The following is a 14744-nucleotide window of genomic DNA, read 5'->3' on the forward strand; positions in this document are numbered from 1 at the left end:
TCAATACGGTATTAAAATAAAGGGCAAACGGTCAGTATTTTATATTCTTGAACAGTACCCTGTTTTCACGCGCCTCATTGAGGCGTGTAAGTATTTTTTCACGGTTATAATCAGAAAAATCGTTGTTTTCACTGCCGGTAATCAAATTGAGCAGATCCCTCAACTCCTGATCTGAGAATTGTTCCATGATCTCGTCGAACGGTTCTTTGGAGCCAATCTCGAAACGGATAAAAGCCAGCCTCGATTTTGCCGTCGGGAAATCGGGTGCAATCTCCAGTAACTCTTCCAGATAACCGGCAGCCTGCTCAAACTTTTCCTGTGCCACGCTGATATTCGCCAGCCTGTCGAGGACATCCTCATTACCTTCCGATGCAAGCGCTGCTTTCATATATGCTGTTTCGGCCCCGACAAAATCTCCGTCATGAAAAGCCAGTTCACCCTCCAGCATGAAATAGTCGAGTGTTTCCCTTTCAGCCTCCGGTATCTGAGTGAAGAGTTCCTTCGCCCGCTCATAGTCCTCTTTATTGATATAGACAAAAGCGCGTTTAGCCATAATACCTTCACTACCCAGTACGGCTTCCCTCTTATCGATAAGATCCATCATCTTATCGTATTGCTCCATTGCGCTATAGGCCTCCAATAAGGAATCATACACCGATTCATCATCGGACGATTTTTGCAGGCACTCCTCAAAAAGTGTAATTGCGGCTTCAAGATTATCATTCAGATAAAGTGAAAGGGCTTTCATCTTCCATACGTTGACATCGTCCTCATTGATGGTAAGCGCAAAATCAAATGCATCTACCGCCTTGTCATGTTGGTCGTTCATGGAATAGAGTTTACCTATATTTACCCAGCCGTCGTACGAATACGGATCGATATCGAGTAGCCGGTTATTGTACTCTATGGCTTTCTCCAGATTCCCCTTCATCTCGTAAGCGTATGCAAGATCGACAACAGCATCGCTGTTCGAGTCATTGATCTTCATGCTCTCTTCGAGAAACGAAATGGCACGGTCGAACATATCCACATCATTGAACATATATCCGAGTTCAGTAATGAAAAAATAGAGATCGTCTATGGGAAGTTCCTGCTTCAACTCATTATTGATAAGCTGGTCGGCTTTGGCATCCCTTCCGAGGTGTAATAGCGACTCTATCTTGAGCAGTGCCAGATCGACCCCGCCATCGTCCGAGATCCACTCCATATAATCGAGCGCATCCTGGTACATCTCCGAATAGACAAGTACTTTCGCTTTCAACAACATTAGTTCGGGGCTACCGGGATGCATCTTCAACCCCTCATTGATGAGTTCTTCCGCTTCCTCGTTATCACCTTCGGCATTGTAGTATTCTGCAAGCATGGCGAATTCATCGGCATCGAAATAGATCTTCCTGCCGAGGGCACGCATATGCTCGTACTTCTCAATTAAAGAATTTATGTCCAGTTCGTTATCTTCCATTTACAGTCTCTCTTGGCTATTCTAATGTAGCCACCCAATAAAGAAAAGACAGGCCTCATTTTTTCCAGGAATCTTTCAGTGCTACTGTACGGTTAAACACTAAAGTATCTTCGGTAGAATCACGATCCACGTTGAAATAACCGATCCGTTGAAACTGGAAACTATCCAGCGGTTTGGCATCTTTCAGATATTCCTCCACCTTACATCCTTTTTTCACGATAAGCGAATCAGGATTCAACAGTTCCCTGAAATCTTTTTCCTTTTCACTAGCCGGATCTTCCACCATGAAAAGACGGTCATAAAGCCTCACTTCCGCGTCTAAGCTGTGAGATACGGATACCCAGTGGATAGTTCCTTTCACTTTGCGGTTCGAGTCGGGCATACCGCTTTTCGTCATCGGATCATATTCGGCATACACCTCTGTCACGTTCCCCTCTTCATCTTTCCTGCAACCGGTACATTTTACGATATATCCATTTTTCAGACGTACCTCGTTACCCGGTGTAAGACGAAAATATTTTTTAGGAGCTTCTTCCATGAAATCATCACGTTCAATCCACAGTTCACGGCTGAATTTCACTTTTCTGCTACCCATACTTTCATCTTCAGGATTATTGATAGCCTCCATCTCCTCTACCTGATCTTCCGGATAGTTGGTAAGGATCAACTTGATGGGATCAATTACACCCGATACACGTATTGCATGCGCGTTCAGGTCTTCACGTACTGCATGTTCCAACAGCGACACGTCGTTGATGGCTTCATATTTCGTATAACCTATCTTATCTATGAAATTACGAATAGCCTGCGCCGTATATCCTCTGCGGCGCATACCGGTCAGCGTCGGCATCCGTGGATCGTCCCATCCCGAAACCAGCTTTTCCTGTACCAATTGCAATAACTTACGCTTACTCATCACCGTATAAGTGAGGTTCAGACGGTTGAATTCGGTCTGACGCGGACGGTAATCACTATCGGCCAGTTGATCAAGGAACCAGTCGTACAGTGGACGGTGCACTTCGAACTCCAACGTACAAAGCGAATGGGTTACTCCCTCAAAATAATCAGACTGACCATGTGCGAAATCGTACATCGGATAAGCTTTCCATTGTGTGCCTGTACGATGGTGAGGAATATGGATTACCCGGTAGATAATGGGGTCGCGGAAATGCATATTCGATGAAGCCATATCTATCTTGGCACGCAATACCATCTTTCCTTCGGGGATCTCACCGCTATTCATCTTTTCGAACAATTCCAGTGATTCCTCACTGGGTCGGTCACGATACGGACTATGCGTTCCCGGTATAGTAGGCGTTCCCTTCTGTTTCGCGATCTCTTCTGCCGATTGCTCATCCACATAAGCTTTGCCTTCTTTGATAAGCTGTACGGCAAAGTCCCACAATTGTTTGAAATAGTCGGATGCGTAATAGACGTTTTCCCAATGAAACCCAAGCCATTTTATATCTTCCATGATGGAATCCACATACTCCATATCCTCTTTTACAGGATTGGTATCATCGAAACGGAGGTTACAAATACCGCCATATCTTTCCGCGATACCGAAATCAAGGCAAATGGCTTTAGCATGCCCGATATGCAGATAACCGTTCGGTTCAGGCGGGAAACGGGTCTGTATCCGACCTCCATTTTTTCCTTCTTTCAGATCATTCTCTACTATCTGTTCTATAAAATTAAGGTTTTTCCTGCCCTCCTCGACTATGGATTGTTCTTTTTCCATCATATGTATCGTTAATAATATTCTGTTTTCAACCTGCAAATTTAGCGAAAAAAATCATTACAACACCTGAAGTCCGACATTCCTAAAAATATTACGGGCGTTTTCGAGTCTTTCTTTCGATAGAGGTGATGTGTTTTCCAGTCGATATTCCATTCCCAACTGCTCATATTTACGGGCTGCCATATCATGATATGGCAGCAACTCCACTTTTTCGATACAGCGATAAGGAGCCAGGTAGTCGGCTGTTCTTTTCAGTAACAGGTCGTCATCTGTCCATCCCGGTACAATCACATGGCGAACCCAAGTGGGTTTGTTTTTTTCTTCAAGATAATTGAGGGATTGAAGCGTATTATCGATCCGTACTCCGGTCAGTTTTTTATGTTGGTCCGCATCGATCGATTTCACATCGAGCAATACCAGATCCACTATGTCAAAGACCTTCTGTCCTGCTTCTGTAAAGATGGCTCCGGAAGTATCGAGTGCGGTATGGATCCCGTTCTCTTTGCACAAGGAGAAAAATTCATTCAAGAATTCCGGTTGCAAGAGCGGTTCTCCGCCGGTGACAGTCACGCCACCTTTGGCTATGAAACTCTTATAACGAAGAACTTCTGTCAGCAGTTCTTCAGGAGAAAGGACGTATTTTCCGGTTTGTTTCGGATCCCATGTATCGGGATTATGGCAATAAAGGCAACGCAAAGGGCAGCCTTGCAGGAAAACCACAAAGCGGATCCCCGGTCCATCGACCGTTCCGAAACTCTCCAGCGAATGAATGCGTCCTAACATATAAAAGTATGCAACTAAGGCGTTCGTCTGACGATGTTTTGTGACCCGTTATAGCTCTCGTACGCTAAAAGAGTAGAACTCGCTTCGCTCAAACAGCTACTCTTTTTACGCTCACTGCGAGCTATGGGTACCCCACAAAACATCTAAAGGACTCCGCCTTAGTTACAATTATGGAAAATCTATAGTGAATGATTGATCGTCCTGGAGATCACATCCAACTGTTGCTCTTTGGTCAGCTTCACAAAATTAACCGCGTAACCCGAAACACGGATTGTCAGCTGCGGATAATTTTCGGGATGATTCATCGCATCCACCAGCAGATCCTTGTCGAACACATTCACGTTGAGATGCTGTCCGCCATCTGAAGTGAAATATCCGTCGAGCAGGCCGACCATATTGGTTATTTGTACGTTCCGCTCCTTTCCGAGCGTTCCCGGAGAAACGGCAAAGGTATAGGATATGCCGTCGTGTGCGTGCTGGAACGGCAATTTCGCTACCGAAGCCAATGCGGCTACCGCTCCTTTGGTATCGCGACCGTTCATCGGGTTTGCTCCCGGTGCAAAAGGTGTTCCGGCGGGACGGCCGTCGGGAGTGGCCCCGGTCTTCTTTCCATATACCACGTTAGAGGTGATGGTAAGGATCGATTGCGTAGAAATGGCATTGCGGTATGTTTCGTGCTGGCGAAGATACCCCATGAACTTACGGGTAATATCCACCGCGATCTGGTCTGTTCTGTCGTCGTTGTTTCCGAAAGGTACATAATCGCCTTCCCGTTCGAAGTCTACGGCAATCCCCCGTTCGTCACGGATCACTTTCACCTTCGTATCACGGATCGCTGCGAGCGAATCGGCCACAATAGAAAGACCCGCAATACCTGTCGCCCGGATACGTTGCACATCGCCGTCGTGAAGCGACATTTCAAATGCTTCATAAGCGTATTTATCGTGCATGTAGTGGATGATTTTCAACGCGTTGACGTATACTTTCGCCAGCCAGCGCATCATCTGCTCGAATTTCGCCATTACCTCATCATAATCGAGGTACTCGGAAGTGATACCCTCAAACTTAGGTGCCACCTGCACACCCGATTTCTCATCACGACCACCGTTGATGGCGTACAACAGACACTTGGCCAGATTGGCGCGTGCACCGAACAACTGCATCTGTTTCCCTATCTTCATCGGCGATACGCAGCAGGCAATCCCGTAGTCATCACCATAATCGGGACGCATCAGGTCGTCATTCTCATACTGGATGGCAGAGGTATCTACCGATACTTTTGAACAGAATTTCTTCCAGTTCTCGGGAGAGTTTTGCGACCAGAGTACCGTCAGGTTAGGTTCCGGAGCCGGGCCCAGGTTGTAGAGCGTATGGAGGTAACGGAACGAAGTCCTTGTCACCAAAGTACGTCCGTCCACGGTCTGTCCGCCCAGCGATTCGGTCACCCATACCGGGTCGCCTGAGAAGAGGTCGTTATAATCCGGTGTGCGCAGGAAGCGTACGATACGCAACTTTATGATAAGCTGGTCTATCAATTCCTGTGCTTCTTCTTCAGTCAGAAAACCGGCTTTGATATCTTTTTCGATATAAATATCAAGGAAAGTCGAAGTACGTCCGATCGACATGGCCGCTCCATCCTGGTCTTTTACGGCCGCCAGATAAGCAAAATAAAGGAACTGCACGGCTTCGCGGGCATTCTTTGCCGGTTCGGTCACATTGAATCCATATCCGTTACACATTTTTTCAAAAGCTTTCAACGCTTTGATCTGTTCAGATATCTCTTCACGACGCTGTATTATATCTTCGGTAATTTCCTGGATATCGAGGCGTTTCAGAAAATCTTTCTTTTCTGCAATCAAAGTAGTTGTTCCGTACAGCGGTACACGGCGGTAATCACCGATAATACGGCCGCGACCGTAAGCATCGGGCAATCCGGTAATGATAGCCGACCGCCGGGCAGCGACCATCTCGTCGGTATAAGCCGAAAAAACACCTTCGTTGTGCGTCTTCCGATAGCGGGTATAAATCTCTTTGGTCATGGGATCGAGTTCGTACCCATATGCGTTCAGTGCGTTTTCTACCATGCGGATACCTCCCTTCGGGAAGATCCCGCGCTTGAGCGGCGCATCGGTCTGCAAACCGACGATCACTTCATTATCCTTGTCGATATATCCCGGCCCGTAGGTGTCTATTTCCTGCGGATATTTGGTTTCGGCATCATACACGCCTTTGGCCTGCTCTTCCTTGAACATTTCCGTCAACTTGTCCCAGACTTTACGGGTACGTTCTGTGGAAGAAACCAGAAAACTATCATCACCCTCATACGGTGTATAGTTGTTCATAATGAAATCCCTTACATTGATTTCGTTTCTCCAGACTTCTCCTTTAAAGCCTTTCCAAGATTCATGCTGATTATTCATCGTTGATATATTTATTTTGTAATGTTGATATATTGTATTTTTAATTATGCTTATCTGTTTTTTGCGGTTGACGAAGGAACAGGTACCAATAGACCGTTCCGACCAGTAACATGCCACCCACAATATTGCCAAGTGTCGCGGGAAACAGATTTTTCGAAAGAAAACCGGCCCAGGTGATATCGGCTCCACTATATATCGCCGCCGGAATGAAAAACATATTGGCGACAGAGTGTTCGTAGCCAAGCACAACAAAGATCATGATAGGAATCCAGATAGCTATGCTTTTCCCGGTGATGTCCTTCGCCGTGTATCCCATAAACATACCAAGGCATACCAGCCAGTTAGCTGCGATCCCCTTTATGAATACACGTACGAAATCCTGATTCACTTTTGCTTCGGAATAATGATGCAGATAAGATTGCCAGGGTTCCTTATCGAATAAACCTACATTGGCAGATAATACGAAAGCAATGAATTGTGCTCCGACGAAATTAAAGAGGTAAGAGAGAAGAAGTATTTTAACCACTTTTTCCACTGACAGTTGTCTCTTCAGTAACGGAAAAGTCAAACCGGCACAGTCGCTGGTAAACAGGTCGGCTCCGGTGACTGAGACCATGATAAGTCCCACCGGGAAGAGTGCCCCTGCCACAAACTTCACCAGTCCCGGATTAGTACTACCGGTTTCCGGCATTCCTCCGGCAACCATTACAGTCAGTAACCCGCCGAGTGCAATAAATGCCCCACCGAGGATAGCCGCGATAGCAAAATGTAGAAACGGGAGCTTCGACTTATTAATTGCTGTGATTCTAAACGCTTCGGCAGCTTCTGCCGGAGTATAATAATTCATATTGCCTTCCTAAAACATAAACCAAGAGTAATAAAGGGAAATTCTTTATCGCAAGAAAAGTATTTTCCGTATAACCCTTAACAATCTTAATCAAATCGGATGCAAAGATACGATTTAACCTTTAATTACGGAAATATTTCCACAATTAATTTCAAATATATTACCTAAGTTATGCAAGTGGCTATAAATGCAACCAAAGCGTTCGTCTTGCGATGTTTTAATTACAGACTCTTTAGGTAATCGTAATTATCATATCGATACTCTGGCGTAAGGTATCACATCCGGGGCACAAAATTGGCTATCCAGATATTTATAATATCCGGAAATAGCGACCATAGCGGCATTATCGGTAGTATAAGCAAACTTTGGAATATGGATCTTCCATCCGTAACGGCGGCTATATTCTTCAAAAGCAGCCCGCAGACCTGAGTTGGCCGATACACCTCCGGCTACCGCCACCTCTTTTATCTGCAGGTCTTTGGCTGCATGGTAGAGTTTGTCCATCAGGATCTCGATAATAGTCTTTTGTAGCGATGCACAAAGATCTTCCTTGTTTTTTTCAATAAAACCGTCATCTTTTTTCAACTCATCACGAAGAAAATAAAGGAATGATGTTTTCAATCCGCTAAAACTATAATCGTAACCTGCGATATGCGGTTTACTGAATTTAAACCTGCCGGAATTCCCCAATTTAGCCAGTCGGTCTACCACCGGGCCTCCCGGATAACCCAAACCCATCACCTTGGCGCACTTGTCGAACGCTTCTCCCGCGGCATCGTCGATGGTCTGCCCCACGATCTCCATATCGTCATAAGACTTCACCAATATGATCTGCGAGTTGCCTCCCGAAACCAGCAGGCAGAGAAAGGGAAATTCGGGTTGACTGGTATCATGTTCATCCTCTTTAATGAAATGTGCCAGCACATGCGCCTGAAGATGGTTGATCTCGATCATTGGAATATTCAGTGCCGATGAGAATCCTTTTGCGAACGATGTGCCAACCAGCAATGAGCCCAACAGTCCCGGTCCCCGTGTAAAAGCCACAGCCGAGATCTCCTCTTTTGTGATGCCGGCCTGTTTCAGTGCGTCATGTACTACGGGGATGATATTTTGCTGGTGCGCGCGTGATGCCAGTTCCGGCACTACGCCACCATATCGTTCATGGACTGCCTGACCGGCGATCACGTTCGAGAGGATCACTCCGTCGCGGATAACGGCAGCGGAAGTATCATCACAGGAAGACTCTATACCTAATATTGTAATCATCTGGTTCAATTGTAATTCAGTTGTTATTGATTGTCATTCAAATTTACTTTGTAAATTTTAGATGTTTTCTACGTTCAACAGAGTCAAAATAAGTTTTACCCCTTGTATTCACTTATAAAAAACATTCGGTTGCTACATGAAGCGATTCACATGAACTCAACAGGTGAATAACACTTATATATTGTTTGCTGTTCTCCGGAATTTTATATTTGTAAGCACGATGGCAAAGAGAATAAGGAATACCCCTACCCATTGAAGCGCCTGTACATTCTCCTGAAGGATAAAACTGGAAGAGACCACTGCGACCGGCAACTCTGCTGCGCTAAGGATAGCGCCCAACGAAACTCCGGTACGCGGCATGCCGAAAGAAAAAAACAGAGGAGGAATAACGGTTCCAAGCAATGCCAGCATCAATCCCCATTTATAAAGTCCGTCGAAAAACAGTCCATCAAACAAAAATAACGGTGGAAAAATCATCCAGGTGACAATACAGGAGCCGGTAATCATCAATGCCCCTTTTTTCAAAACCGGCAGATCATTCCCTACCCTACCGCTTGCTATCAGGAACAGGGCATAACAAAATGCAGCCAACAAGCCAAATCCTATCCCTTTTATATTTAAAGTCACAGCCTCGTTAAATATACCTGCCGCGAACACCGTGCCGACAAGCACTATTGAAGCGGCAATCAGTTGCATTCTATGCGATTTTTTTCTGAACAGGACCGCTTCAATCAAAATGCTGATCCACAGATATTGCATCAACAGGATAATGGCAATGGATGCGGGTAATAGTTTTATGCACTGATAGTAAAAAATACCAACCAATCCTGTGAAGATCCCGGCAAAAGCCACTTTCCACCAGGCGGTCCGGCCTGGAGAACTATTGTCACCAGCAAGCGACCGGAGGGGCTGTTCTCCGCTACGCACTATCCGGCCTGAGGAAGCGTTTCCAGCAGCTCCCAAAGGAGTGCGGTTCCCTGCCCCGAACAGAAACTTTTGCAAGGAATAGAGCGCCCACAACATCACCATTCCCAGGAAAGCCTGGCTTCCGGTTATTTGTCCGAGGGTGTAACCTTCCTCATACGCATTTTTTACAATCGTCGATAGAACTCCGAAGCTGCATGCCCCAAGAAAAACAAAAATACCTCCAGTGAATTTATTCCGATTCATTTCTTTCTATTTCCAACTCACGAAAATCCTAAACACATTTCAAAAATAGTAGTAGCCTTTTTGATAAAACGGATGCAAAGATAATGGAAAAGAATTTAGTAATCGTTTTTTAGCTTTCCCGCTTACAAAGAGTTCAATCAAATAAATCTTGTAAATTTGAGAGTAAAGTCTTATTTTTGTAGGTGTTAAAAGCTATATAGCAATGATGACTACCGATGAATATTTGCAGAAACTGAAACAGTTTAAATTGCAATACGCCGAAGAGTACGGCATAGAGCGCATTGGAATTTTCGGTTCTGTGGCACGCGGCGAACAGACCGAAGACAGCGATATCGATATTTATTACGAAGGCAAGTCGTTGGGATTGAAATCGCTGGTAAGCTTTCCCGCCGAACTCGAAAAGTTTTTCGATATGCCTGTTGATGTTGTGCGCAAACACAAGAACCTGCGCCCTTCTTTCCTTAAACGCATTATGAGTGAGATTGTGTATGCATGATAAGTTTTTGATAATTGAGACATTAGGGCAAGTTGAAACGACGATTGAAAATTTGCTCAAAAGTACGGCTCACATTAAGGATATAGATGAATTGACAAAATCCGCAGATGGAATGTTGCGAACGATATACCTCCACTTTTAGCCGTAATAAAACAAATGAAAAAAGACATAAACGCTGTATCAGAATAACGTTACTTTTTTGTATTACGCGTCTCTCTTTTCTAACACCCACCTCAGGAAAGTGGTATATCTTAATTCTATTTTCGCAGGAAAAGTAAAGGGAGCCGGTATCTTAATGGCCTGCCCGTCGTGGTCCACGGGATAGACCTCCACTTCGTACCAGCCTCCCGAACGGGAAACATATAGTGTTTCGGGAACGTCTTAAAAGATGAAACGCACCCATCATCAATTCATGAATATTTTGCTAATTGGGAAACATATATTACATTTGTAATACAAAGTAAATAGATATATAACACAAATGTGATTATGGAAACAAGAGTGGCAAAAAAGCAAACGGCTTTTAGGCTGAATGAAAACTTAGTTAGCAGACTGAAAGCAGAGGCAAAAAGAACGAATAGAAGCTTAAGTAACTATGTAGAATGTATTCTCATGGAGAGCGTTTATAACGAGCCGAACGATGAGACAAAGGCAGCCATTAAAGAGGCAAAAGCGGGCAAGTATGCGGGGACTATCGACATGAAAGATTTTGATTCTTTCATGAAATCCGTAAACGATATCGAATGAAAGAGCTTCGTTATAGTACCAAAGCAAAGAAAGACTTAAAGAAGTACAGGAACAATCCCCGTAAGATGGAGAAACTGTATCAAGTCTTATACATGCTCATTAATGATATTGAAATCCCTGAGACTTTCATACCTCATAAACTGATAGGACAGTACAAGGGCTGCATGGAATGTCATATTGATCCCGATTTTTTGCTCATTTGGTTAGACGAGAACAATGAATATATACAGATTGTTCGGATTGGCAGCCATTCGGAATTATTTTAAAGATTTTACCGGAAAATGAATGGAAAGCCACGGTTTATTCCACTTTTCGTACAATCCATTTCAAAAAAGTGGTGTATTTCAACTCTATTTTCGCGGGAAAAGTAAAGGGCGCCGGTATTTTAATGGCCTGCCCGTCGTGGTCCACGGGATAGACCTCCACTTCGTGCCAGCCTCCCGAACGGGAAACATGCAGCGTGTCGGGAACATCATGGAAGATGAAACGCACCGGCATGGGGCCTTCCACCGGGGGGCTGCCCGCGATAAATGCGATTTTATCCCGTTGCGCCATCGCACGCTGCGGTATCCGCGCCGTATAATGCACCTCTCCCTTTTCATCCTGGGCGGCGGAGATCTCTATGGAAATTTTCGGCTGGTACGGGACAAACGCGGCAAGACCCGCCAGTACCAGCAACGCGGCAACGACCATGACGGTGCCGTGCCGCACCAGCACCGGGGGCATCCGCCCGATAATGTTCCGCACCTTTTCGCTGCGCAGTTCTATTGGTTTATTCTCTTCCATCTTTACTCATGGGTTTGCAATTATCTCATTATCACTACTTACCGAAGAATCGGAACAAGTTATCCCGACTTGTCGGGATCTACTAACCGGCACATTAGTATTTTCACTCCGTGCAATCTGCTCCCGCCCGGCAAACTTAAGTAAACTTGTTTGCCCCCACTTACCCGCAGATTTCACTTTTAGTTTTTAGTTTTCAGTTTTTAGTTTTTCACTTTTAACTGTTAATTCCCCAGCTCCAACTGGTTCTTCACCAGTTCGTAATACTTTCCCCGTTTCCCAGTCAGTTCCCCGTGGGTTCCCGTTTCGGCGATGCGTCCGCCGTCGAGTACCACGATCTGATCCGCATTTTTTACCGTGCTGAGGCGGTGTGCTACTACGACCACCGTTTTGTCCCGGTAGAAGGCTTCCAGGTTCTCCACGATGGTCCGCTCATTGTTCGCGTCCAGCGAGTTGGTCGCCTCGTCGAGGAAGATGAACGGCGGGTCCTTGTACACCACCCGCGCGATAAGGATGCGCTGCCGCTGCCCCTGGCTCACGCCCTGACCGTCCTGCCCGATCCTCGTGTTGTAGCCCAGCGGCAGGCGTCCGATATCTTCCGCAATGTTCGCTATACGGGCGGCATGGCGCAACCGCTCCACATCCACCTCGTCGCCCGCCACGGCGATGTTGCGGGCGATGGTGTCGGAGAACAGGTAACCGTCCTGCATCACCGCCCCGCATTGGGTGCGCCACCAGGTCAGGTTCATGTCTTCCAGTCCGGTTGTCCCAACGGTGATCTGGCCTTCATCGGGGGCGTAGTAGCCCAGTAACAGTTTTACCAGTGTGGTCTTCCCGCTGCCGCTCGCACCCACGATGGCTGTCACCTTCCCTTGGGGTATAACCAGGCCGATGTTGTCCAGCACGTAGTCCGGCCGCGCACCGTCGTATTTGAAGCATAGGTGTTGAACATGGATGGAACGGTCTATGGGCAACTCCGCCACAGTCCGGTGCTCGTCCTCCTCGTTGCGCTGCGTGTGGATCTCGTTCATGCGGTCGAGGCTGATGCCCACGTCCTGCCACTGGTAGATGAAGTTCATTATCTGTTCAACCGGGCTGTTCAACTGACCGATGATGTACTGGATGGCCAGCATCATCCCCAGGGTAAGGTTCCCGCTTATGACGGCGGTGGCCGCCAGCACCGTCACCAGAACATTTTTTAACTCGTTGATTAGAATGCTACCCGCCTCCTGATTCTGTCGCAAATTGAGCGATTGCAGGTTCACGTCGAACAGGTCCGCCTGCACGTCTTCCCACTCCCAGCGCTTGCGCTGTTCGCACCCCTGGAGTTTGATCTCCTGCATGCCGGTGATCAACTGGTACGTCACGTTCCGGTTGATGCCCTGTTGCTCGAACATCTTGTAATCCAACACGCGCCGCTTTTTCAGGAATACCATGATCCACAGGCCGTAGAGGATGCTGCCGGCGAGGAACACGGCGAAGACGGGCACATTGTAGATGAACAGCACCACCGAGAAGATCACGAAGGTAAAGGCGGAGAACAGCACCGTGATGGTCTGGTTGGTGAGGAAGTTCTCAATGCGGCGGTGGTCTTCGATGCGTTGCAACAGGTCGCCCGTGAGCTTGGTGTCGAAGAACTTCATGGGCAGTTTCATCAGTTTGATAAAGAAGTCGGAGATGAGGGAGACGTTGATGCGGGTGCTGATATGCAGCAGTATCTTGCGGCGGATGAAGTCGATTGCGGTGCGGCTGAACAGCAGCATCATCTGGGCGATGAGCACCAGCCAGATAAAGCCGATGTCTTTCCCGGAGATGCCAGTGTCCACGATGGCCTGGGTAAGGAACGGGAAGATGAGTTGCAACAGGCTGCCGATAAACAAGCCGAGGATTAATTGCGTGAAAAAGCGTTTGTATTTGAGCAGGTATTTCCAGAGGAACTTCAGGCGGTTTTGCGTTGGGGCGGCATCTCCTTCCTGTTCATAAAAGAGGCTGGTGGGTTCCAGCAGCAAGGCTACCCCTTTTTCCTCACCACCCGTACGGGTACTGACCCACCGGTCGCAGAACTCTTCGCGTGAATAGATAAGTAGGCCCTTGCCGGGGTCGGCTACAGAAATTTTATAGCCCTTTTTGTTTTTCCTTATCCCGTACACCACCACGAAATGTTCCTGGTTCCAGTGGACGATGCAGGGCAGTGGCGCTTTCTCAGCTAGCTTGTCGAAGGTAAGACGCCCTCCCACGGTATGAAAGCCAAGTTTTTCCGCGGCGCGGCTGATACCCAACAACGAGACCCCGTCACGGCCGATAAAGCAGTTTTCGCGCAGGTGCTCCAGCGTGTACCGCTTGCCGTAATGCCCGGACACCATCCTCAGGCAGGCGGGGCCGCAGTCCATTGCGTCGGGTTGTTGGGTGAAGGGGAAAGGCATGGCTTTGTAGCTTTGAATTATAAAGAAATTCCTTCTTCTTTGCTATTTACAACATTATCCAATTTGATTTTTTGTTTACTGTTTTTTCTGAAAGTATAGCGGAGTAAAATCCAAGGATGAGATGAAGCATCTGTCATCCGAATCTTATAGTATGAGTTGTATGTCCCGACTTGGGTTATAGTTTCTGTACTGAGTTTACCAATAAAATAAGGTATTGCTACAGCTACATAAAAATCTTTTGTAAAATTGTAATTTACCTGAAACTGAGAGTATGCGGGGGTTAATTGTTTTATCCTAGAAGTTGGACTAAAAACATAATTTCTATAATTAACATCTCCGCCGAATATCCATTTTTTATAATACACCCATATACCTCCGCTTAAAGAGAAGCTTTGTTTTGCACTCATTTCTTCAAAATAATCGGTATGATGATAAGCCCCTATATAGATATTTCCTCTATTTTCTTTAAAGCGATAAGTAATATTCCCTCCAGTAGAAAGTGACTTATATTTACCCATATTATTGAATGTATTCACAAATGTTCCATTTTCTTTCACTATTAACCGACAAAAACTCAATATTTGCCGGTTTTATTTTTATATCATT

14 protein-coding genes are annotated in these 14744 nt (G+C 46.2%); 4 read left to right on the forward strand and 10 right to left on the reverse strand.

What is annotated here, in order from left to right:
- Positions 1-31: 31 nt before the first annotated feature.
- From U2P89_RS00080 to U2P89_RS00110, 7 genes are all read right to left on the reverse strand, one after another.
- Complete coding sequence (locus tag U2P89_RS00080; RefSeq protein WP_076930711.1) at positions 32-1462, reverse strand: tetratricopeptide repeat protein; 1431 nt, start codon at positions 1460-1462, stop codon at positions 32-34.
- 55 nt (positions 1463-1517) lie between these two features.
- Positions 1518-3206 (reverse strand): glutamine--tRNA ligase/YqeY domain fusion protein, encoded by a 1689-nt coding sequence (locus U2P89_RS00085; RefSeq protein ID WP_313381172.1) that lies wholly within the window; start codon positions 3204-3206, stop codon positions 1518-1520.
- Between the two features lie 54 nt (positions 3207-3260).
- Positions 3261-3986: a pyruvate formate-lyase-activating protein gene (pflA, locus tag U2P89_RS00090; RefSeq protein ID WP_313381170.1), complete on the reverse strand. Its 726-nt coding sequence runs from the start codon at positions 3984-3986 to the stop codon at positions 3261-3263.
- Positions 3987-4165: 179 nt separating this feature from the next.
- The gene (pflB, locus tag U2P89_RS00095; protein ID WP_322190301.1) at positions 4166-6406 is read right to left on the reverse strand and encodes a formate C-acetyltransferase; all 2241 of its coding nucleotides are present in this window, start codon (positions 6404-6406) and stop codon (positions 4166-4168) included.
- Between the two features lie 40 nt (positions 6407-6446).
- Positions 6447-7253 carry a formate/nitrite transporter family protein gene (locus tag U2P89_RS00100; RefSeq protein ID WP_322190302.1) on the reverse strand — a complete coding sequence of 269 codons (807 nt, stop codon included), beginning with the start codon at positions 7251-7253 and terminating at the stop codon, positions 6447-6449.
- A gap of 249 nt (positions 7254-7502) precedes the next feature.
- Positions 7503-8519 carry a tRNA (adenosine(37)-N6)-threonylcarbamoyltransferase complex transferase subunit TsaD gene (gene tsaD, locus U2P89_RS00105; protein WP_091907352.1) on the reverse strand — a complete coding sequence of 339 codons (1017 nt, stop codon included), beginning with the start codon at positions 8517-8519 and terminating at the stop codon, positions 7503-7505.
- Positions 8520-8693: 174 nt separating this feature from the next.
- A complete protein-coding gene (locus tag U2P89_RS00110) occupies positions 8694-9689 on the reverse strand; it encodes a DMT family transporter (protein WP_322190303.1) in 996 nt (331 codons plus the stop codon).
- A gap of 202 nt (positions 9690-9891) precedes the next feature.
- Between U2P89_RS00110 and U2P89_RS00115 the strand changes: the two genes are divergently transcribed.
- From U2P89_RS00115 to U2P89_RS00125, 3 genes are all read left to right on the forward strand, one after another.
- Positions 9892-10185, forward strand: a complete 294-nt coding sequence (locus U2P89_RS00115; RefSeq protein WP_019541122.1) for a nucleotidyltransferase family protein — start codon at positions 9892-9894, stop codon at positions 10183-10185.
- 489 nt (positions 10186-10674) lie between these two features.
- Entirely contained in the window at positions 10675-10932 is a 258-nt protein-coding gene (locus U2P89_RS00120) for a hypothetical protein (protein WP_019541124.1), read from the forward strand.
- Entirely contained in the window at positions 10929-11198 is a 270-nt protein-coding gene (locus tag U2P89_RS00125) for a type II toxin-antitoxin system YafQ family toxin (RefSeq protein WP_019541125.1), read from the forward strand. Before U2P89_RS00120 ends, U2P89_RS00125 begins: the two co-directional genes overlap by 4 nt.
- Positions 11199-11232: 34 nt before the next feature.
- On the opposite strand, the gene U2P89_RS00130 is transcribed toward U2P89_RS00125, so the two are convergent.
- Positions 11233-11520, reverse strand: coding sequence for a hypothetical protein (locus tag U2P89_RS00130; protein WP_139224223.1), 288 nt, complete (start codon positions 11518-11520; stop codon positions 11233-11235).
- Between U2P89_RS00130 and U2P89_RS00135 the strand changes: the two genes are divergently transcribed.
- Positions 11515-11862 (forward strand): hypothetical protein, encoded by a 348-nt coding sequence (locus tag U2P89_RS00135; RefSeq protein WP_139224224.1) that lies wholly within the window; start codon positions 11515-11517, stop codon positions 11860-11862. The genes U2P89_RS00130 and U2P89_RS00135 overlap by 6 nt on opposite strands.
- Before the next feature lie 77 nt (positions 11863-11939).
- Here U2P89_RS00135 and U2P89_RS00140 read toward each other — a convergent pair whose 3' ends face one another.
- Both U2P89_RS00140 and U2P89_RS00145 read right to left on the reverse strand, forming a co-directional pair.
- Entirely contained in the window at positions 11940-14138 is a 2199-nt protein-coding gene (locus U2P89_RS00140) for a peptidase domain-containing ABC transporter (RefSeq protein WP_092122818.1), read from the reverse strand.
- 17 nt (positions 14139-14155) lie between these two features.
- Complete coding sequence (locus U2P89_RS00145; protein WP_322190304.1) at positions 14156-14656, reverse strand: hypothetical protein; 501 nt, start codon at positions 14654-14656, stop codon at positions 14156-14158.
- Positions 14657-14744: the final 88 nt, after the last annotated feature.

This window comes from Proteiniphilum sp. (assembly GCF_034331125.1).
GTDB classification, from domain to species: domain Bacteria; phylum Bacteroidota; class Bacteroidia; order Bacteroidales; family Dysgonomonadaceae; genus Proteiniphilum; species Proteiniphilum saccharofermentans.